This is a genomic window from Curvibacter sp. GW821-FHT01G03, assembly GCF_059422285.1.
The window spans coordinates 1-19,160 of the sequence record NZ_JBWKWP010000015.1; the positions used below are offsets into that span (position 1 = coordinate 1).

At 61.2% G+C, this 19,160-nt stretch carries 16 protein-coding genes; 2 read left to right on the forward strand and 14 right to left on the reverse strand.

From position 1 onward, the window contains the following. Positions 1-114: 114 nt before the first annotated feature. From AC07VS_RS20635 to AC07VS_RS20655, 5 genes are all read right to left on the reverse strand, one after another. Complete coding sequence (locus AC07VS_RS20635) at positions 115-1,095, reverse strand: branched-chain amino acid ABC transporter permease (RefSeq protein WP_492348120.1); 981 nt, start codon at positions 1,093-1,095, stop codon at positions 115-117. Positions 1,096-1,109: 14 nt separating this feature from the next. Further along, entirely contained in the window at positions 1,110-1,994 is an 885-nt protein-coding gene (locus AC07VS_RS20640; protein WP_492348119.1) for a branched-chain amino acid ABC transporter permease, read from the reverse strand. A 74-nt stretch (positions 1,995-2,068) separates the two neighbouring features. Next, positions 2,069-3,259: an ABC transporter substrate-binding protein gene (locus AC07VS_RS20645; RefSeq protein WP_492348118.1), complete on the reverse strand. Its 1,191-nt coding sequence runs from the start codon at positions 3,257-3,259 to the stop codon at positions 2,069-2,071. Between the two features lie 65 nt (positions 3,260-3,324). After that, positions 3,325-4,059: an ABC transporter ATP-binding protein gene (locus AC07VS_RS20650; RefSeq protein WP_492348117.1), complete on the reverse strand. Its 735-nt coding sequence runs from the start codon at positions 4,057-4,059 to the stop codon at positions 3,325-3,327. 1 nt (position 4,060) lies between these two features. Next, positions 4,061-4,831, reverse strand: a complete 771-nt coding sequence (locus tag AC07VS_RS20655; protein ID WP_492348116.1) for an ABC transporter ATP-binding protein — start codon at positions 4,829-4,831, stop codon at positions 4,061-4,063. Positions 4,832-5,223: 392 nt separating this feature from the next. Here AC07VS_RS20655 and AC07VS_RS20660 point away from each other — a divergent pair, with 392 nt between their 5' ends. Continuing rightward, positions 5,224-6,264: an L-histidine N(alpha)-methyltransferase gene (locus AC07VS_RS20660; RefSeq protein WP_494751832.1), complete on the forward strand. Its 1,041-nt coding sequence runs from the start codon at positions 5,224-5,226 to the stop codon at positions 6,262-6,264. Between the two features lie 39 nt (positions 6,265-6,303). Here the strand turns inward: AC07VS_RS20660 and AC07VS_RS20665 are convergent, their stop codons facing one another. From AC07VS_RS20665 to AC07VS_RS20680, 4 genes are all read right to left on the reverse strand, one after another. Then, positions 6,304-7,869, reverse strand: a complete 1,566-nt coding sequence (locus AC07VS_RS20665) for a DHA2 family efflux MFS transporter permease subunit (RefSeq protein WP_492348114.1) — start codon at positions 7,867-7,869, stop codon at positions 6,304-6,306. Positions 7,870-7,880: 11 nt separating this feature from the next. Then, complete coding sequence (locus AC07VS_RS20670) at positions 7,881-9,161, reverse strand: HlyD family secretion protein (RefSeq protein ID WP_492348113.1); 1,281 nt, start codon at positions 9,159-9,161, stop codon at positions 7,881-7,883. A 75-nt stretch (positions 9,162-9,236) separates the two neighbouring features. Continuing rightward, complete coding sequence (locus AC07VS_RS20675) at positions 9,237-10,796, reverse strand: efflux transporter outer membrane subunit (protein WP_494751833.1); 1,560 nt, start codon at positions 10,794-10,796, stop codon at positions 9,237-9,239. After that, positions 10,793-11,227: a MarR family winged helix-turn-helix transcriptional regulator gene (locus AC07VS_RS20680; protein ID WP_494751834.1), complete on the reverse strand. Its 435-nt coding sequence runs from the start codon at positions 11,225-11,227 to the stop codon at positions 10,793-10,795. Before AC07VS_RS20680 ends, AC07VS_RS20675 begins: the two co-directional genes overlap by 4 nt. A 256-nt stretch (positions 11,228-11,483) precedes the next feature. On the opposite strand from AC07VS_RS20680, the gene AC07VS_RS20685 reads away from it, so the two are divergent. Beyond that, complete coding sequence (locus AC07VS_RS20685; protein ID WP_494658188.1) at positions 11,484-13,274, forward strand: ABC transporter transmembrane domain-containing protein; 1,791 nt, start codon at positions 11,484-11,486, stop codon at positions 13,272-13,274. A 47-nt stretch (positions 13,275-13,321) separates the two neighbouring features. Here the strand turns inward: AC07VS_RS20685 and AC07VS_RS20690 are convergent, their stop codons facing one another. Genes AC07VS_RS20690 through nuoL form a run of 5 tightly spaced genes read right to left on the reverse strand, consistent with a single transcriptional unit; the run spans position 13,322 to position 19,155 of the window. Beyond that, positions 13,322-13,798, reverse strand: coding sequence for a DUF1178 family protein (locus AC07VS_RS20690; protein ID WP_494751835.1), 477 nt, complete (start codon positions 13,796-13,798; stop codon positions 13,322-13,324). Between the two features lie 15 nt (positions 13,799-13,813). After that, on the reverse strand, positions 13,814-14,122 hold the full coding sequence (locus AC07VS_RS20695; protein ID WP_494751836.1) for a DUF2818 family protein: 309 nt from the start codon (positions 14,120-14,122) through the stop codon (positions 13,814-13,816). Between the two features lie 10 nt (positions 14,123-14,132). Beyond that, positions 14,133-15,620 (reverse strand): NADH-quinone oxidoreductase subunit NuoN, encoded by a 1,488-nt coding sequence (gene nuoN, locus AC07VS_RS20700; RefSeq protein WP_492348107.1) that lies wholly within the window; start codon positions 15,618-15,620, stop codon positions 14,133-14,135. Positions 15,621-15,644: 24 nt separating this feature from the next. Then, positions 15,645-17,120, reverse strand: coding sequence for an NADH-quinone oxidoreductase subunit M (locus AC07VS_RS20705; protein WP_492348106.1), 1,476 nt, complete (start codon positions 17,118-17,120; stop codon positions 15,645-15,647). A gap of 13 nt (positions 17,121-17,133) precedes the next feature. Next, on the reverse strand, positions 17,134-19,155 hold the full coding sequence (nuoL, locus tag AC07VS_RS20710) for an NADH-quinone oxidoreductase subunit L (protein WP_492348105.1): 2,022 nt from the start codon (positions 19,153-19,155) through the stop codon (positions 17,134-17,136). Positions 19,156-19,160: the final 5 nt, after the last annotated feature.

Genomic DNA, 19,160 nt, shown 5'->3' on the forward strand with positions numbered 1-19,160 from the left:
GAAAAGGGCTGATTTGACTGATTGAGACAACTTCCCTTATTAACCAAGTTACCAAATAGGTTAATAAATATCAAATCGAGGGCTTACGCGAAGCCCCCTCCTTCAGCAGGAGGTCTATTTGAAGCGATTTCTCAGGGCCAGAATTTCGCCCATGATGCCTCGTCGGAACGCGAGCACACAGATCACAAAGATCAGTCCGGTCACCATCGTGACCGACTCGCCCAGTGTCTTGAACCAATCGACTCCGCTCAATGCGGCCAGCAGGTTGCCGATTTCGCCAAGTTTGTTCTCCAGGACGACCACAACCGCCGAGCCCAGCAGCGGCCCCGACAAAGTGCCCAGCCCCCCAACCAGGGTCATCAGGATGACTTCCCCCGAACTGGTCCAATGGACATCACTGAGTGTTGCAAAGCCCAGCACCAGCGTCTTCAGAGAGCCGGCCAGCCCGGCCAGCGCCGCCGACAGGACAAACGCCAAGAGTTTGTAGCGTTGCGTGTCATAGCCCAGAGAAATGGCACGCGCTTCGTTCTCCTTGATGCCTTTGAGCACTTGTCCAAATGGCGAATGAATGATGCGGACGATCAGCAGGAAGGCAAGTACCACCACCGCCAGCGCCACGTAGTACATGGTCAGATCACTCTTCAGATCCAAAAGACCAAACAAGGCACCGCGCGGGACGCCTTGCATGCCATCCTCCCCCCCAGTGAACGGGGCCTGCAGGCAGACAAAGAACAGCATCTGGGCCAGAGCCAACGTGATCATGGAGAAGTAGATGCCCTGCCGGCGAATCGCCAACAAGCCGAAGACCCACCCCAGAAACGCGCCCCCTGCCGTCCCCAGCAGCAAGGCCCATTCCGGGTTCAAACCCCAGGCCTTGATTGAATGCCCGCACAGGTAGGCCGCACCACCAAGAAAGGCGGCATGGCCGAAGGACAGCAAGCCGGTGTAGCCCAGCAAAAGGTTGAAAGCCGACGCGTACAAGGCGAAGCACATCAGCTTCATGACGAAGACTGGGTAGGCGCCGAGAAACGGTGCGGCCACCAAAGCCAGCAACAGCGCCCCATAGGCCAGCAGATTGTTCGTGTTTTTGTTCATGCCCTGGGCTCCTCTTATTTTTCTTTGCCGAACAAACCGGCGGGGCGAATCAGGAGAACGATGACCATGATGACAAACACGACCGTCGAGGAAGCCTCCGGATAGAACACTTTGGTGAAACCTTCAATCACCCCCAAGCCCAGCCCGGTGAGGATGGACCCCATGATGGACCCCATGCCGCCGATCACCACCACGGCGAACACCACAATGATCAGGTTTTGGCCCATCAAAGGGGTGACCTGGATGACGGGAGCCGCCAGGACACCGGCAAATGCAGCCAGCGCCACACCAAAGCCGTAAGTCAGCGTGACCATCAAAGGCACGTTGATGCCAAAGGCCTCCACCAGCCGCGGGTTCTCGGTGCCCGCACGCAGGTAAGCCCCCAGTCGCGTCTTTTCAATGACGAACCAGGTCGCCAGGCAGACCATCAAAGAAGCCACCACCACCCACGCACGGTAGTTGGGCAGCATCATGAAGCCCAGGTTGGTGGCGCCGACCAATTGGTCAGGCGTGTCGTAGGCCAGGCCAGAGACACCGTAGACGGAACGGAAGACACCCTCGATCAGCAGGGTCAAGCCCAAGGTGAGGAGCAAGCCGTAGAGGTGATCCAGTTTGTAGATCCACCGCAATAACAGGCGCTCGATGAGGATGCCAAAGGCTCCTACCACCAAGGGCGATGCAATCAACATCACCCAGTAGCTGATATTGAAGTACGTCATCGCCATCCAGGTCAGGATGGCCCCCATCATGAACAGCGCACCATGCGCAAAGTTGATGACGTTGAGCAGGCCGAAAATCACCGCCAACCCCAAGCTCAAGATGGCGTAAAAGGACCCATTGACCAGGCCGAGCAACAACTGGCTCAACATGGCGGGCACGGAGACACCGAAGATTTCCATAAGGTACAGGTGGGTGGACGGTAAAAGCAGTCAGGCCGGCAGAGGGAAGACATCCCCCCACCGGGTTCAGGAGATCATTTCCAAAGCGCGCACTTGGACTCGGCCTTGGTCGTGAAGACCTGATCGCCGGCCATCTTCTTGACCACCTTGTAGTAATCCCATGGCTTGGTCGATTCGGCGGGCGCCTTCACCTGCATGAGGTACATGTCATGGACATAGCGGCCATCGGCCCGCAGCTGACCAGAGGCAAAGAAGTCGTTCATCTTCATGCCTTTCCAGGTCGCCATCACCTTGTCGGCGTCCACCGTCTTGGCCTCCTGCACGGCCTTCAGGTAATTCATCGTGGCCGAGTAATCCGCAGCCTGGATTTCCGTCGGCATGCGCTTGGTCTTTTCGAAGAATCGAGCCGAGAACTTGCGGGTTTCGTCGTTCAGATCCCAGTACCAGGGGGCGGTCAACAGCAGGCCCTCGGTGTTCTTCAAGCCCAGGCTGTGGACATCAGAGATGAAGATCAGCAAGCCCGCCAGCTTCATGGTCTTGCCAATGCCGAACTCCTTGGCCGCCTTGATCGAGTTGATGGTGTCACCACCCGCATTGGCCAGGCCCAGGATCTGCGCCTTCGAGCTTTGAGCCTGCAGCAGGAAGGATGAGAAATCCGACGCATTCAGGGGGTGGCGCACCCCACCCAGAATCTGGCCACCCTTGGCCTTCACAACAGCGCTGGTATCGGCTTCGAGTGCATGACCGAAAGCGTAGTCAGCGGTGAGAAAAAACCAGTTGCGACCGCCGCCATCGACCACCGCGCCACCGGTGCCTTTGGCCAGGGCCACCGTGTCATAGGCATAGTGAACGGTGTAGGGCGAGCATTGCTCGTTGGTCAAGGCAGAGGTGGCCGCCCCGTTGTTCACGTAAACACGCTTCTTCTCCTGTGCCACTTTGGCAATCGCCAGGGCGGTACCGGAGTTGGTGCCACCAAAGACCATGGTCAGGCCCTGCGTGTCAATCCACTCACGCGCCTTCGAGGCAGCAATGTCAGCCTTGTTCTGGTGATCGGCCGTCAACAACTCGATCGGCATGCCATTGACCTTGCCGCCAAAATCATCAATGGCCATCTGGATGGCCAGAGCGCCGTTTTTGCCTTCAACGTCGGCGTAGAGGCTGGACATGTCGGTGATGAAACCGATCTTGACCTTGTCCTGCGCCTGAGCGACCGTCATGCCCGAGCAGGCCAGCAAGGCAGCGAGTACGGTGAGTTTGGCTTTCATGTTTGTCTCCTGTGGATGGATCGAAGGGTCACTGTCTGTGATTGGAGTGAATGCGAACCCGGGGCTCAGACGCCCAGGAGCTCGTTGAGCACGGGCATCTTCTGGTCCAGTTCAGCGGCGCCAAACTGTTCGACCATCCGGCCATGCTCCATGACGTAGAAACGGTCGGCCAGGGGGGCTGCAAAACGAAAGTTCTGCTCCACCATGACGACCGTGTAGCCCTTGGTGCGCAAGGTGGTGATCATGCGGGCCAGGGCCTGGACGATGACCGGGGCCAGACCCTCGGATATCTCGTCCAGCAAGAGCAATTTGGCACCCGTCCGCAAAATGCGCGCTACCGCAAGCATCTGTTGCTCGCCGCCTGAAAGGCGGGTTCCCTGGCTGTGACGTCGCTCGGCCAGGTTGGGAAACATGTCGTAGATCTCTTCGACCGACATGCCCCCGGTAGCGCCTTTCAGGCGCGGTGGCAACAACAGGTTTTCTTCGCAGCTCAAGCTCGAGAAGATGCCCCGCTCCTCCGGGCAGTAGCCCACCCCGAGGTGCGCAATGCGATGGGTGGGCATGGCGATGGTTTCGGTGCCATCGATCTTGAGCGATCCCTTTCGAGCTCCGGTCAGTCCCATGATGGCCCGCATCGTCGTGGTGCGCCCGGCGCCATTGCGGCCCAGCAGGGTCACCACCTCGCCGGGACGGACCACCATGTCCACCCCGTGAAGCACGTGAGACTCGCCGTACCAGGCCTGCAAGCCTCGAATCTCGAGGGCCGCCGGCCCTGCGTTTTTGTGAAGCGCCTCGCTCATCTCAGTGGGCTCCCTGCAACTGACCGTCCGTGGTGCCCATGTAGGCCTCCATGACCAGAGGGTTGCGCGACACCTCGGCATAAGGCCCTTCGGCCAGGACAGCGCCACGCTGAAGTACGGTGATCTTGTCGGCGATGTTCGAGATCACGCTCATGTTGTGCTCCACCATCAGAATGGTTCGCCCCAGGGACACCTTCTTGATCAACTGGGTGACCCGGTCCACGTCTTCGTGGCCCATGCCTTGTGTGGGCTCATCGAGCAGCATCAACTCAGGCTCCATGGCCAAGGTGGTGGCGATCTCGAGTGCGCGCTTGCGCCCATAGGGCAGGTTGACTGTCAGCTCGGACGCCATGTCGTCCAGGCCCACTTCGGCCAGCAAGGCCAATGCCCTGTCATTGAGTTGATTCAAGGTCTTCTCGCTGCGCCAAAAGTGGTAGCTTGTGCCGAGCATGCGTTGCAAGCCGATGCGAACGTTCTCCAGCAAGGTCAGGTGCGGAAACACGGCAGAAATCTGGAAGGAGCGGATGATGCCGCGCCGGGCGATCTGGGCGGGGCGCTCGCGGGTGATGTCGATGCCGTTGAAGAGGATCCGACCCGAACTGGGCTCCAGAAACTTGGTCAGCAGATTGAAGCAGGTGGTCTTGCCAGCACCGTTCGGTCCGATCAAGGCGTGGATGGATCCACGTTCCACGGCCAGATCCACCTGGCTGACCGCTGTGAAGCCCTTGAACTCTTTGGTGAGCTTTTGGGTTTGCAAAATGATGTCACTCATCGTCTCTGGGGCGCTCCGGAAGATGGGGAAAGAGGCAGCCAGGGACCGCTGGCTGCACACACACCTTGTTTCATGTGCATTGAAGTTCATGCTAATGCTGCGCCGCAGCGGCTGATACTGGGGCAAATGCCTAGGTTGGTCGCAAATCGGACACCCGTCTCTGCGGGCTCGACTCGCGCGGCCGATTTGGCCTCAGGTTTGGCAGATGCAAACCACCCACACTCCGTGCAAGCCCGCTTGTGCGCCGCTTGTGAATTCCGATAAGGTCAATCGCACGTCGACCAAAAACAACGACCGGCGAGGAGGCCCCTGATGATCGAAGCACGCACGCGTTTGAACCAATCCAACCAGTCAGACAGCCCCCCTGCATCTCCCTGAACCGGCAGAGCACCATGGCCCCGGTCGGCCCGATACACCAATGGAACAGCGCGCGCCGTGGCGCTGCCAAGGCCCCACTGCCTTGGCCTGCCACGGCCCTGCACGCCACAAGCGTCTCGGAGGAAATGCAGGCCCAGGTTTTGGGCGCCCTGCAAGGCCAGCCCAGGCAGTTGCCTTGGTCTTATCTGTTCGATCTGCAGGGATCAGCCTTGTATGAATTGGCCACCGAATCACCGGACTACTTTCTGGCCCGCACCGAATTGCGGGTGCTGCACGAGCACGCCGGCGACATCGCACGCCGCATGGGCCCCTGCCCCGAATTGATCGAGTACGGGGCGGGGGCCATGCGCGTGGTGCGCCGCTTGATTGAAGAAGCCGATCAGCCGGTGCGCTATGTGGCCATGGACACCTCGGAGCAACACCTGCAGGCACGCGTATCGGGCCTGCAACATGACTACCCGCACCTGGACATCCAGGCCCTGGCTGGCGACCTGGCACAACCCCCTGCCCTTCCGGCGGCCCACCCCGAGGCGGCACGACGTGTCGGCCTCATCGGAGGCTCTGGCTGGAGCAGGATCCCCCCCGGGGCTCGGCTCACGGCATTGCAGCGGCTGGCCACTGCACTGCGAGGCGGCGCGTTGCTCATCACAGTCGACCAGGTCCAGGACCCGGCGCTGCAAGAACGCGCCTACAACGATGCGCAGGGGCGAATGGCCGAATTCAACCTGAACGGACTGCGTCGATGCCAGAGGGACTTTGCATTGCAGTTGAGCAGTGGCCAATTCCAGCACCAGGTGAAGGTGGATGCAGCAGGCCATTCGGTGGTGCTGCAGTTGAGCTGCCCCCGGGGGCTGACCCTGGAGCTGCGCCACCAGGGGCGCGTGACGGCGATCGACCTGCCCGCGGGCGATGCCATTCAAACGCTGCAGATGCACCCGGGTGCGGCAGCTGACCTGCAGGCGCTGGCACGGCGGGCTGGCTTTGCGCCGGGCCCCTGCTGGCAAGACCCATTGGGTCAAGTGGCCCTTTGCTGGCTGGAGGCCCCCCCTCTCTGAAGAAGCAGGGAGCCCGTCTTGGGCACCCCGCCCTGGACCTCAATGGGCGCCAGCGGCTGCGTCGGCGCCGCCACCTGTTCCGGGCAAGGGGTGGGACAACCACACCAAGGGGATCAGGGCCAGAAAGATGAAGGCCGAGGCCAGAAACACATCATTGGCCGCCAGCATGAAGGCCTGCTGGTCCACCAGGCGATTGACCTGCGCCAAGGCCTGTTCGGGGCTCAAGCCGGCGGCATTCAAGCCCTGCAACGCCCCCATGGCGGTCGCATTGCCCTGCTGAATCGACTCCACCAACTGAGCATGGTGCAGGCTGGCCCGGTTCTCCCAGACCGTGGTGGAAATGGAGGTCCCAAAAGCCCCCGCCGTGATGCGGGCGAAGTTGGACAAACCCGAGGCAGCCGGAATGCGGTCTGGCGTGATGCCCGACAACGTGATGGTGACCAGCGGAATGAAGAAGAAAGCCATCGCCACACCTTGCACGATGGTGGGCACCATGATGGTGGCCAGATCAGCCTGCGTGTTGAAGTTGGACCGCATCCACAGCACCAGCGCAAACACCGCAAAGGCGAAGGTGGCAAAGTAACGCGGATCGAACTTGGCAATGTTCTTGCCGACCCAAGGCGAAAGCACAAGGGCCATCAGCCCCACCGGGGCCATCACCATGCCCGCCTGGGTGGCGGTGTAGCCCATGTACTGCTGCAACCACAGCGGCAGCAGCACCACGTTGCCAAAGAACAACCCATAGCCCACCGACGTGGCCAGGGCACCGGCCCAGAAGTTGCGCCGCTTGAACAGGGCCAGATCCACCACGGGATGATCGTCGGTCAGCTCCCACACCAAAAACAGCGCCAGGCCCACCACGGCCACCACCGCCAAGCCGACCACCACGTCCGAGTGGAACCAGTCGTTCTCCTTGCCGATGTCCAGCGTCACCTGCATCGCGCCGATCCAGATCACCAGCAAGGCCAAGCCCACCGAATCGATCGGCAGTTGCTTGGTCGGCGTCTCGCGCTTGTGGTAAAGCATCCAGGTGACCAGGGCTGAGACGATACCCACCGGGATGTTGATGTAGAAGATCCAGGGCCAACTCATGTTGTCGGTGATCCAGCCCCCCAGCAAGGGCCCCATCACCGGCGCAATCAGGGTGGTCATCGACCACATGGCCATGGCGAGCCCGGCCAGGGCACGCGGGTAACTGGACAGCAGCAGGCCCTGCGACAGCGGAATCATCGGGCCAGCCACAAAGCCCTGCAGCGCACGCAGCGCGATCAGGCTGCTCATGTTGGGGGCCAGGCCGCACAGCCAGGAAGCCAGCACGAAGAGCAGCACACTGATGACAAACAGGCGCACCTGCCCCACCCGCTGAGACAACCAGCCTGTGAGAGGCACGGCAATGGCGTTGGCCACGGCAAAGCTGGTGATCACCCACGTGCCCTGATTCGGGCTGACGCCCAGGTCGCCGGCAATCGCAGGCAGTGACACGTTGGCAATCGACGTGTCCAGCACGTTCATGAACGTGGCTGCCGACAGGGCGATCGTGCCCCAGGTGCGGGCCGCCCCCTCCAGAGGAGGTGGGGGCGAGAAAGCCGCAGAATTGGACGACATGCTGTGGCCTTTCAACGGGCGTTCTGAGCCACCACGGGCGCCGCCGCAAAAGCAGCCTTGGACAAGCGCACGGGATGTCCCACATTGGCCGAAATCACCCGGTTGATCAGCGTCGTGGCTTCGTCATCGGGCACGGCGTAGACCTGGGTTTGCACCGCCGCGTTGTCGCGTGGCGCATCGGCCAGCGTCTTGCCGTCGCGATTCGTCACATCCACCTCGGCATCCATGGACAAGCCAATGCGCAAGGGGTGCTTGGCCACCTCTTCAGGATCCAGGGTGACGCGCACCGGCACCCGCTGCACCACCTTGATCCAGTTGCCGGTGGCGTTCTGGGCCGGCAGCAACGCAAACGCGGCCCCCGTGCCCACGCCCAGGCCCGCCACCTTGCCGGTGTACTCCACCTTCTTGCCCCACAGGTCGGCCGTGAGCTTGACCGGCTGTCCAATGCGGATGTTGCGCAGCTGAACCTCCTTGAAGTTGGCGTCCACCCACAGCTGATTCAGCGGCACGATGGACATCATCGGGTTGCCAGCCGCCACACGCTGGCCCAATTGAACCGTGCGCTTGGCCACATAACCATCGACCGGGGCCGGCAAGGCCGCACGGCGCGAGGCCAGGAAGGCCTCATGCACCTTGGCCGCGGCCGCCAGCACGCTGGGGTGGGTCTCCACCTGGGTGCCGTCAGTCATGGCCTTGTTGCTGGCCAGTTGTTCGCGCGCAGCCACCACGCCGGCCTGGGCCGCCGCCAGCACACTGCGTGCATTGGCCAGTTGGGTCTGGGTGTGGGCCAGCTCCTCGCGGGACACAGCCCCATTGCCGCTCAGGGATTGGCGACGATTCAAATCGTCCTGGGCGCGCTCGATCTCCAGTTGGGCCTTGGCCACATCGGTTTCGCGCAGCTTGACCTGGGCCTCCAGGGAGGCGTTGTTGGCATAGAGTGTGCGCACCTGGCGCACCGTCTGCGCCAAGTTGGCCTGGGCTTGCTCCAGGGCCACAGCCACATCGGCGGTATCCAGGCGCACCAGTGGCGCACCGGCCTTCACGAAATCCGTGTCGTCCGCCAGGATGGCCGTGACCGTGCCGCTGATTTGCGGCGTGATCTGAATCAGATTGCCTTGCACGTAGGCGTTGTCAGTGGTCTCGTAGTGGCTCGAGACCATCCACTCGTAGGCCGCCCAGCCCGCACCGGCCAGCACCACCAGGGCGGCAATCGACAGCAGGCCCTTGCGTCGCGAAGCCTTGGCGGACGACGGATCGAGCGAGGGGGCAGAGTTGTTTTGTGGAGCGTTCATGATGAATCCTGTGTGGGTAAGGAGCGGGGCGCATCAGCCGTGGCCCGCGCTGGAGTCAATGGGGTCGGGGCGCTTTCAAGGGGTGGCCGGGGTGGCCGCCGTGTCGGCTCGCTCGCCTGCCAGGGCCGACTGCAAGCGGATGGCCCCGTTTTCCAAGGTGCTCCGGTCATTGGTCACGGCCACTGGCGTGGTTGGCAGACCGCCCCCGAGGGCGCGCCACAAGGCCACCTGGGTATCGATGACCCGGGCTTTCAGATCGACAGCGGCACGGCGCTGTTGCAGCACATTGCTTTCCGTGGCCAAGACCTGCAGGTAGGTGCTCAGGCCAGCCTTGTAACGTTGCAGCGCAATCTGGTGGGCATCTTCAGCAGCTTGCTGGGCACTCTTTTGTTCGACCTGCTGGCGCTCCAGCGATTGTGCTGTGACCAACTGATCGGCCACATCGCGCACCGCCTCCAGCAAGGTGCCGTTGTAGGACTCGATGGCGGTGTCCAGATCGACCGTCTTCACACGCAAATTAGCCCGCAAGCGCCCCCCCGAGAAGATCGGCAGGCTGATGGCAGGCGCCACACCCCACTGCTCGCTACCGGATTTGAGCAGGTTCGACAAGCCAAGCGCCGAGAAACCGGCATAGGCCTTCAGATTGATGTTGGGATAGAACTGGGCACGGGCCACCTCGATGTCGCGGCTGGTGGCCTCGACCCGCCAGCGGGCGGCCACCACGTCAGCCCGCTGGCCGAGCAGGTTCAGGGGCACCTCGGCCGGCCCGGCAACGCCCAAGGCCACGGGCAACGACGGTACCTTCAGCCGCTGGGCCAGCGATGGGTCACCGGCCAAGGTGGCCAGCGCGTTTTTGGCCAGCGCCTGTTGCTCCTGCAAAGCCTCGATCTGCAATTGGGCCTCGGGAATGCCACCCTGGCTTTGGCGCAGTTCCAGTTGGGTGTCCAGACCTGCAGCCAGCCGCGAGCGAACCAGGCCCAGCATCTCCTTGCGTTGTTGCAGGGTGCGCTCGGCCACCTCCAGCTGGGCACCTGCGCGGGCCAACTGGTAGTAAGAGCGGACCACATTGCTCGCCAGCAACAGACGAGCGGCCTGCGCGTCGGCTGCCGCCGCCTGCACAGAACCGATGGCCGAATCCAGAGCCGCCCGGTTCTTGCCAAAAAAGTCCAACTCCCACGAGCCCGACAATTGCACCGTGCCAGAGTCTTCCACACTGCCCCCCAGGGGCGGCGGGTAAATGCTGTTGGCGGTGTACAGGTCGCGGCTGATTTCAGCGCCTGCCCCCAACTGAGGCAGCAAGGCAGCCCGGGCCACACCGGATTGGGCCTGCGCACGCTCCAGGCGCAAACGGGCCTGTTGCAGGCTGGGGTTGCCGCTCAGCGCTTGCTCAAGCAAGGCGTCCAATTGGGCATCGCCATACTCACGCCACACATCGGCACGCAGCCAGGGCAGTGCCTGGATTGGCTGGCTGGCTCCGGTCTGGGTGCCCAGGGTGGAAGGCTCGCGCAGCTTGGCGTGGCCTTGGATGCCTGAGAAGTCGGCACACGCTGACAATGCGACCACGGCGCCGATGGCGGCCACGGCAGTCGCAAAACGCTTGCGCCGGTCTGCATGGCGCTGAGGATGTTTGATCATGACTTGCCCTTCGCAGCAACACCATCGGCCTGGGCCTGGATGTGCTCTGCGTTCTTGAGAATACGTTGAAGAAATTCGACGAGTTGCAGCCACTCGGACTCCGAGAAGCCTTCAAGCATGCTGTTTTGCATGTTGCAAAGTACCGCGGGAATGATACGGGCGGCCTCCTCGCCTTCAGGTGTCAGCGTCAGGTTGACCACCCGCCGATCGGATACCGATCGAACCCGGCGGCACAGGCCCTTGTCCTCCAGCCGGTCCAACAGCCGGGTCATGGCCCCGTTGTCCAACTGGCAAGAGCGAGCCAACTCAGCGACGCTGCCGCCTTGGCCCTCGTAAAGCTTGATCAGGGGAATCCATTGCGCATTGGTCAACCCATGCGGCACCATCTTGCGCTCGATCTCCAGGCCCATGAGCCTGACGATGTGGCGCATGGTGTAACCCACGCTGATCTGGCCTCCGTAGGCGTCGGGACGGTAGAAGCCCGGTAAAGAGGCGCTCCGTTGGCTTGAAGAATCACATGACATAGGTCAAAATATTATTTGCCCAGGCAAATATTGTCAAGGCTGAGTCTGCTGAAGCAATGTTAATTTTTGGTAAACACTGCGGCAGCGGACGGGCAACGTTACAGTCGCGAAAACCGATCACACTGGCTCCACAGCAATCCGCTCGCAACACAGGCATTTCACGATGAACTCCCCCGCTTCCGCCAAAGCCTCCCCCCGCGCACTGGGGGGCTTGCGGCCTTTCCTGTCCCCTTACCGGGCCGCCATCGGACTGGCCTTGCTGTTTCTGCTGCTAGCGGCAGGCGCAACGCTGGTGTTTCCGCAAGCCCTTCGCAGCCTGATCGACGGAGGCCTGCTGCCGGCCCACCGGGACCAGCAGGCCCTGGCACTCGGCCAGCACTTTGGCGCGTTGTTCGGCGTGGCCGCGGCACTGGCGGTGTTCTCGGCAGCGCGCTTCTACACCGTGAGCTGGCTGGGCGAACGCATCACCGCCGACCTGCGGGATGCGGTCTATGCCCATGTGCTGGATCAGAGCCCGGCGTTTTTTGAAACCACCCAGACAGGCGAGGTGCTGTCGCGCCTCACCGCCGACACCACCCTGGTGCAGACCGTGGTGGGCTCGTCGTTGAGCATGGGCCTGCGCAATGCTGTCATGGGCCTCGGTGCGCTCGGCATGCTGGTATGGACCAACCCACTCGTCATGGGTCAGGTCCTTCTGGCCCTGTTACTGATCGTGGCCCCCTCGGTCTGGTTCGGGCGTCGGGTACGCCGCCTGTCGCGAGCCAGTCAGGATCGTGTCGCGGACGCCAGCGCCGTCGCTGCCGAAGTATTGAATGCAGTCAGCACTGTGCAGGCCAACAATGCGGGTCAGCGAGAGGCCGACCGATTCAGTGCAGCCACAGAAGCGGCGTTTCAGACGGCGGTACGCCGCAGCAAAGCCCGATCCGTCTTGGTGGCCTTTGTGATCATGGCCACGAGCGCCGCATTGCTCTGGGGCCTGTACGAGGGCACCCAGGCGGTGATGCGGGGTACTTTGAGTGCCGGGGAACTGGGGCAGACCGTGGTCTACGTGCTGATTCTGGCCAGTTCAGCGGCCGTGTTGGGCGAGGTGTACGGTGACCTGCTGCGAGCGGCCGGCGCCACAGAACGCCTGATGGAACTGCTTCACACGCCCCCCACGATCACCAGCGGCGCTCATGCTCCGGCGTCAGCCAGCGAGGCCGCCGGGGTGGCCATTGCGTTCGAGAACGTGCAATTTAACTACCCCTCTCGCCCCCAGCAGCCTGCGCTCAACCATTTCACGCTGCAGATCGCCCCTGGAGAAACAGTGGCATTGGTCGGCAGCAGCGGTGCCGGTAAATCAACGGTGCTGCAGTTGCTGCAACGTTTCTACGATGTGACCCCGACGCAAGCCATTCGCCTGGATGGCATTCCATTGGCCGATTGGAATCTGGACGCCCTGCGCGCCCAGATCGGTGTTGTGCCCCAGGACGCCGTGATTTTCTCGAACACCGCTCTGGAGAACATCCGTTACGGCAGCCCCGGGGCGACCGACGCCGAAGTGATGGCGGCCGCCCGGGAGGCTTTTGCCGACGAGTTCATCCGAGCCCTGCCAGAGGGCTATCACACATTTTTGGGCGAACGCGGTGTGCGGTTGAGTGGTGGGCAGAAGCAACGGCTCTCCATCGCGAGGGCCTTGCTGCGCCGCCCCCGCCTTCTGTTGCTGGACGAAGCCACCAGTGCCCTGGACGCCGAAAGCGAGCGCATGGTGCAGGCGGCACTGGAAGCGGCCCTGCATGGCGGCGAGCGCCAACGCACCACACTGGTCATCGCGCACCGCCTGGCCACGGTCCAGAAGTCGGACCGCATCGTGGTGCTTGACCAGGGTCAAGTCGTGGAACAAGGTCGTCATGAGGATCTGATGGCCCTGGGCGGCGTCTATGCTCGCTTTGCCAACATGCAATTGCTGAGTTGAGACCCCACACCGCTCAGGGGGCGCCGGGGGCGCCCACGGGGCGTACCTTATTGCAAGGTCTCTTTGGCCGCCACCGGCATGGGGATCGGCAGCACCGGAATGCCCTCTTCCACCAAGGCCAAGGTCTCTTCAACCGTGGCTTGGCCCCGTATGCCGCGTTCGGGGGCCTCTCCATGGTGAATGCGACGAGCCTCCTCGGCAAAGGCGGGACCCACGTCTTCCGTCTGACGCACCACCTCACGGGCCAACTTCAGCCAGGCGGCTTGCAATTCCTGTTGCCCAGCTGGGGTTGCTGGTTGTGATGCAGTTTGGGAGTCCGGCCTTTTGGCCGGCACACGGGATGCTGATTCACGTGATCCACTGAGGTTCAAACGTGGTGCCGCTGGGAGCTTGTGAACGGTGTGATCACCACAAACCGGGCAACTCACCAAGCCCTCAGCGAGTTGGCGTTGAAATTCCGCCTCGGAGGCAAACCAGCCTTCAAACCCGTGTTGGGCGGCGCACTGCAGGTTCAGAACCTTCATGAAGGACTACCGAATTCAGGCGCCGCGCCGATGCTTGAGAAGATAGCGATAGACGAAGCCCGGAAAGGCCAACGTGAGAAACAGGCAAAACGTGGTCGCATAAAACTCCCACCCTTGCGGGGCAGCCTGACCGGCGCGTTGCTCCATGCCCCAGGCGAAAAAGCCGACCAGCGCATAGAAAAATACCAGCTCCAGCAAGCGCCAGGGCAAGGCTTTGACCGTTGCAAATGGAAACACCGCCAGCAGGCGGTGATTCAGAAAAGGCAGGTTGGCGGCAACCAGTGCCGCCAGGATGACCAGCCAAACAGAAACCGTCTGGTTCACGGCGGCAGACTCAGGAACCCAGCGTCAGCACGATGGCCCGGGCGCACAGGGTCATCAGACCACCAGGCAGCAAGCCCAGCAACAGAATCAGCGCCGCGTTGATGGACATCACGATCCGCACATCAGCAGGTGCCGACACGGTGGTGGCCGTCAAAGGCTGGTCAAAGTACATGACCTTGACCACACGCAGGTAGTAGAAGGCGCCGATCAAGGACATCAGCACGGCAAATACGGCCAAGACGATGTAGCCGTTCTCACCTGTGGTGACCAAGGCCTGAAGCACCGACAGCTTGGCATAGAAGCCTGCCAGCGGGGGAATACCCGCCATGGAGAACAGGCACACCGACATCACGGCCGCGTAGAAGGGGCTGCGTTGGTTGAGGCCTGCCAGATCGGAGATCTCTTCGCTCTCGAAACCTTCGCGGGCCAGCAGCAAGATCACACCAAAGGTAGCCAGAGTGGTCAACACGTAGGTGACCACATAGAACATCGCCGAGCTGTAAGCATTGGCCGCTGGCAAGGTGGTGCCATTGACCACACCCGGGATCAAACCCAGCAGGACAAAGCCCATCTGGGAGATGGTCGAGTAGGCCAGCATGCGCTTGAGGTTGGTCTGGACCACACCAATCAGGTTACCAATCAGCAAAGAGCAGACCGACAACACCAACAGCATCTGCTGCCAGTCAATGGCCAAGGGCAGCAAACCTTCAACCAACAGGCGGATCACGATGGCAAAGGCCGCAAACTTGGGTGCGCCGCCGATCATCAGGGTGACGGCCGTCGGAGCACCTTGGTACACGTCGGGAACCCACATGTGGAAAGGCACCACACCGAGCTTGAAAGCCAGCCCCGCCACCACAAAGACCAGACCAAAGACCAGCACCTGGTGATCCACCTGGCCAGACCCCACAGCCTTGAACACCTGGCCCAGGTCCAGAGAACCGGTGGCACCGTACAACATGGACAGGCCGTACAGCAAGAAACCGCTGGCCAGCGCGCCCAATACGAAATACTTCATGGCGGCCTCAGACGAGGTCGCATGATCGCGGCGCAGGGCCACCAAGGCATAGCTCGACAGGGTCAACAGTTCCAGACCGAGGTAGATCAACAGGAAGTTGTTGCCCGAGATCATCACGAACATGCCGAGCAGGGCGAACAAGCTCAGCGTGAACATCTCGCCACCGCGCAACATGCCGCGGTCGAAAGCATAGGGGCGACCGTAGACCAGGGTCACCAGCATGGCGATCGAGGCAAAGCACTTGAGCCAGTTGCCCATCGGATCACTGACCACCATGCCGTTGAAGCCATAGAAGGTCTGGCCACTGTCGGCATACATGGCCTGCATACCCGCCACCACCACCAGGGTGATCACAGTCAGCAAGTAGGTGGCAGTGCGACGGGGGCTGCTCACGCCCAAGTCGAGAATGGCGATCACACTGGCCATGGCCAGCAAAATGACCTCTGGGTAGATCGTGATCCAGCTGAGTTTGTCAATCATCTCGTTTCTCTCTGGTCAGGCTGGTCAGTTCAGCTTCGAGGCTGCGACGTGTTGCAGCAAGTCAGTGACCGATGCGTTCATCACATCAGTGAAAGGCTTGGGGTACAGACCCATTGCCAGAACAGCAATGGCCAGCAGGGTCATGATCAGGAACTCGCGGGCATTGATGTCCGTCAGTTCACGCACGTGGTCGTTGGTCACAGGCCCCAGGTAGACACGCTTGAACATCCAGAGGGTGTAAGCCGCACCGAAGATCAGGGCCGAGGCCGCCAGCAGACCCAACCAGAAATTGGATTGAACTGCCCCCAGGATCACCATCCACTCACCCACAAAGCCAGCCGTACCCGGCAGGCCGCAGTTGGCCATCGAGAACAGCAAGGCAAAAGCAGCGAACTTGGGCATGGTGTTCACCACACCGCCATAGCTGGCGATCTCACGCGAGTGAACCCGGTCGTACAGCACGCCAATGCTCAGGAACATGGCGCCAGACACAAAACCGTGGGCAATCATCTGCACCAGACCACCGGCCACGCCGAGGTCGTTGAAGATGAAGAAACCCAGGGTCACGAAGCCCATGTGCGCCACAGATGAATAGGCCACCAGCTTCTTCATGTCCTTTTGGACCATGGCCACCAGACCCACATAGATCACGGCCGTCAGCGACAGACCGATGATCAGCCAAGCCCACTCGCGCGAGGCGTCGGGGGCAATGGGCATGGAGAAACGCAAGAAACCATAGGCACCCAGCTTCAACATGATGGCCGCCAGCACAGCGGAACCACCCGTGGGGGCTTCCACGTGCACGTCAGGCAACCAGGTGTGCACCGGCCACATCGGCACCTTCACCGCAAAAGCTGCGAAGAAGGCGAAGAACAGCAGGGTCTGGGCGGTCGAGCCCAGCGGCAGCTTGTGCCAAGTCTGGATATCGAAGCTGCCACCCGAGGCTGCGTACAGATAGATCAAGGCCACCAGCGTCAGCAGCGAGCCGAGCAAGGTGTACAAGAAGAACTTGAACGCTGCGTAGATCTTGTTCGGACCACCCCAGATGCCGATGATCAAGTACATCGGAATCAGCGTGGCTTCAAAGAACACATAGAACAGCATGCCGTCCAGTGCGGAGAACACACCGATCATCAAACCGCTGAGGATCAGGAACGCGCCCATGTATTGATTGACGCGCTCGGTGATGACCTCCCACCCTGCGATCACGACGATCACGGTGATGAAAGCGGTCAAGGGCACGAACCAGAACGAGATCCCGTCAAGACCCAGGTGGTAGTGGATGTTGAAACGTTCGATCCAACTCACGTTTTCAACAAACTGCATGGCCGAGGTGCCGATCTCGAAGCCCGCGTACAGCGGCCAGGTGACCAACAAACCACAGACTGCACCGATCAGGGCGACCCAACGGACCACCTTGGCATGCTCATCACGGCCCAAGGCCAGCAGCACGACACCAAAAACAATCGGTGTCCAGATTGCAAGACTCAACAATCCCATTTTTGTTTTTCTCCTACTTGTTGAGCCAGACGAAATACGTCATGAAGACAAACACACCCAGGATCATCACCAGCGCATAGTGATAGATGTAGCCGGATTGGATCCAGCGCACCAAGCCAGCGACCCAACCGACCAGCTTCCAGGAGCCATTGACCACCGCACCATCGATGATGGCTTGGTCGCCGGCCTTCCACAGACCCAGACCCAGACCACGCGCACCGCGGGCGATGATGTTTTCATTGATCCAGTCGAGGTAGTACTTGTTCTCGAGCAGGTTGTAGATTGGCTTGCAGGCCGACTTGATCGCAGCAGGCAAGGCCGGATTGATCATGTACATGTAGTAGGACAGCGCCACGCCAGAAAGGGCCAGCCAGAAAGGTGCCGTGCTGACCGCGTGCAGGGCCATGGCGGCCGAACCGTGGAATGCATGGGCCAACTCTTCCATCACCTGGTGCTTTTCGCCATCCACAAAGATCACGTCCTTGAAGAAGTCGCCAAACAGCATGGGTTCGATGCCGATGTAGCCGATGATCACCGAAGGAATTGCCAGCAAGACCAGCGGCAGGGTCACCACCCAGGGAGACTCATGTGGCTCGTGGTGGTCGTCATGATGGCCATGGTCATCGTGACCATGGTGGGCATCCGGGTTCTGATCAAATCGCTCTTTGCCGTGGAACACCAGGAAATAGAGGCGGAACGAGTAGAAGGCAGTGACAAACACACCAGCCAGCACCGCGAACGAGGCAAAACCAGCGGCGGGCAGATGGCTCTCATGCACCGCTTCAATGATGCTGTCCTTGGAATAGAAGCCTGCAAAGAACGGTGTGCCGATCAGGGCCAGCGAACCAATCAACGAGGTGATCCAGGTGATGGGCATGTACTTGCGGACACCGCCCATCCAGCGGATGTCCTGGTTGTGGTGCATGCCCATGATGACCGAGCCAGCGGCAAGGAACAGCAGCGCCTTGAAGAACGCGTGGGTCATCAGGTGGAAAACCGCCACCGAGTAGGCCGAAGCACCCAGCGCCACCGTCATGTAGCCCAGCTGAGACAGCGTCGAGTAGGCCACAACGCGCTTGATGTCGTTCTGGATGATGCCCAGGAAACCCATGAACAGAGCCGTGATGGCGCCGATCACCATGATGAAGTTCAGAGCCGTATCGCTGAGTTCAAACAGCGGCGACATGCGAGCCACCATGAAGATACCGGCGGTCACCATGGTGGCCGCGTGGATCAGGGCCGAAATGGGAGTGGGGCCTTCCATGGAGTCCGGCAGCCACACGTGCAGCGGGAACTGGGCGCTCTTGCCCATGGCACCAATGAACAGGCAGATGCAAGCCACCGTGATCAGCATCCAGTCGGTGCCGGGGAAGGTCAGCTTGGCCAGTTCGTCGGCCTTGGCAAAGGTTTCGGCATAGTTCAAGGTGCCACCGTAGGCAGCCAGCAGGCCGATGCCCAGGATGAAGCCGAAGTCACCCACGCGGTTGACCAGAAACGCCTTCATGTTGGCAAAGATGGCCGTCGGCTTGTTGAACCAGAAGCCAATCAGCAAGTAGGACACCAGGCCCACCGCCTCCCAGCCGAAGAACAGCTGCAACATGTTGTTGCTCATCACAAGCATCAGCATGGAGAAGGTGAACAGAGAGATGTAGGCAAAGAAGCGGTTGTAGCCCTCATCCTCTTCCATGTAACCAATGGTGTAGATGTGCACCATCAGCGACACGAAGGTCACGACGCACATCATCATGGCGGTCAGGCTATCGATGAGGAAGCCAACCTCCATCTTCAGGCCACCCACCACCATCCAGGTGTAGAGGGTTTCACTGAAGCGGGCACCTTCAAAAGCCACGCTCTTGAAGGTGAGTGCCGACAGCACAAAGGCGACGAACACGCCCAGGATGGTCAGCGAGTGGCTCAGGCGGCGACCAATCCAGTTGCCGCCGAACGCCGTGCCAAAAATCCCGGCGAGGATCGACCCGGCCAGCGGTGCCAGCGGCACCGCCAGCAGTGTGGATGCAGAAAGCGTTGCGCTCATTGTTG

Coding starts and splice junctions, on each gene's coding strand:
- AC07VS_RS20635 (WP_492348120.1), bottom strand. CDS start 1,095: ATGAACAAAAACACGAACAATCTGCTGGCCTATGGGGCGCTGTTGCTG.
- AC07VS_RS20640 (WP_492348119.1), bottom strand. CDS start 1,994: ATGGAAATCTTCGGTGTCTCCGTGCCCGCCATGTTGAGCCAGTTGTTG.
- AC07VS_RS20645 (WP_492348118.1), bottom strand. CDS start 3,259: ATGAAAGCCAAACTCACCGTACTCGCTGCCTTGCTGGCCTGCTCGGGC.
- AC07VS_RS20650 (WP_492348117.1), bottom strand. CDS start 4,059: ATGAGCGAGGCGCTTCACAAAAACGCAGGGCCGGCGGCCCTCGAGATT.
- AC07VS_RS20655 (WP_492348116.1), bottom strand. CDS start 4,831: ATGAGTGACATCATTTTGCAAACCCAAAAGCTCACCAAAGAGTTCAAG.
- AC07VS_RS20660 (WP_494751832.1), top strand. CDS start 5,224: ATGGCCCCGGTCGGCCCGATACACCAATGGAACAGCGCGCGCCGTGGC.
- AC07VS_RS20665 (WP_492348114.1), bottom strand. CDS start 7,869: ATGTCGTCCAATTCTGCGGCTTTCTCGCCCCCACCTCCTCTGGAGGGG.
- AC07VS_RS20670 (WP_492348113.1), bottom strand. CDS start 9,161: ATGAACGCTCCACAAAACAACTCTGCCCCCTCGCTCGATCCGTCGTCC.
- AC07VS_RS20675 (WP_494751833.1), bottom strand. CDS start 10,796: ATGATCAAACATCCTCAGCGCCATGCAGACCGGCGCAAGCGTTTTGCG.
- AC07VS_RS20680 (WP_494751834.1), bottom strand. CDS start 11,227: ATGCGCCACATCGTCAGGCTCATGGGCCTGGAGATCGAGCGCAAGATG.
- AC07VS_RS20685 (WP_494658188.1), top strand. CDS start 11,484: ATGAACTCCCCCGCTTCCGCCAAAGCCTCCCCCCGCGCACTGGGGGGC.
- AC07VS_RS20690 (WP_494751835.1), bottom strand. CDS start 13,798: ATGAAGGTTCTGAACCTGCAGTGCGCCGCCCAACACGGGTTTGAAGGC.
- nuoN (WP_492348107.1), bottom strand. CDS start 15,620: ATGATTGACAAACTCAGCTGGATCACGATCTACCCAGAGGTCATTTTG.
- AC07VS_RS20705 (WP_492348106.1), bottom strand. CDS start 17,120: ATGGGATTGTTGAGTCTTGCAATCTGGACACCGATTGTTTTTGGTGTC.
- nuoL (WP_492348105.1), bottom strand. CDS start 19,155: ATGAGCGCAACGCTTTCTGCATCCACACTGCTGGCGGTGCCGCTGGCA.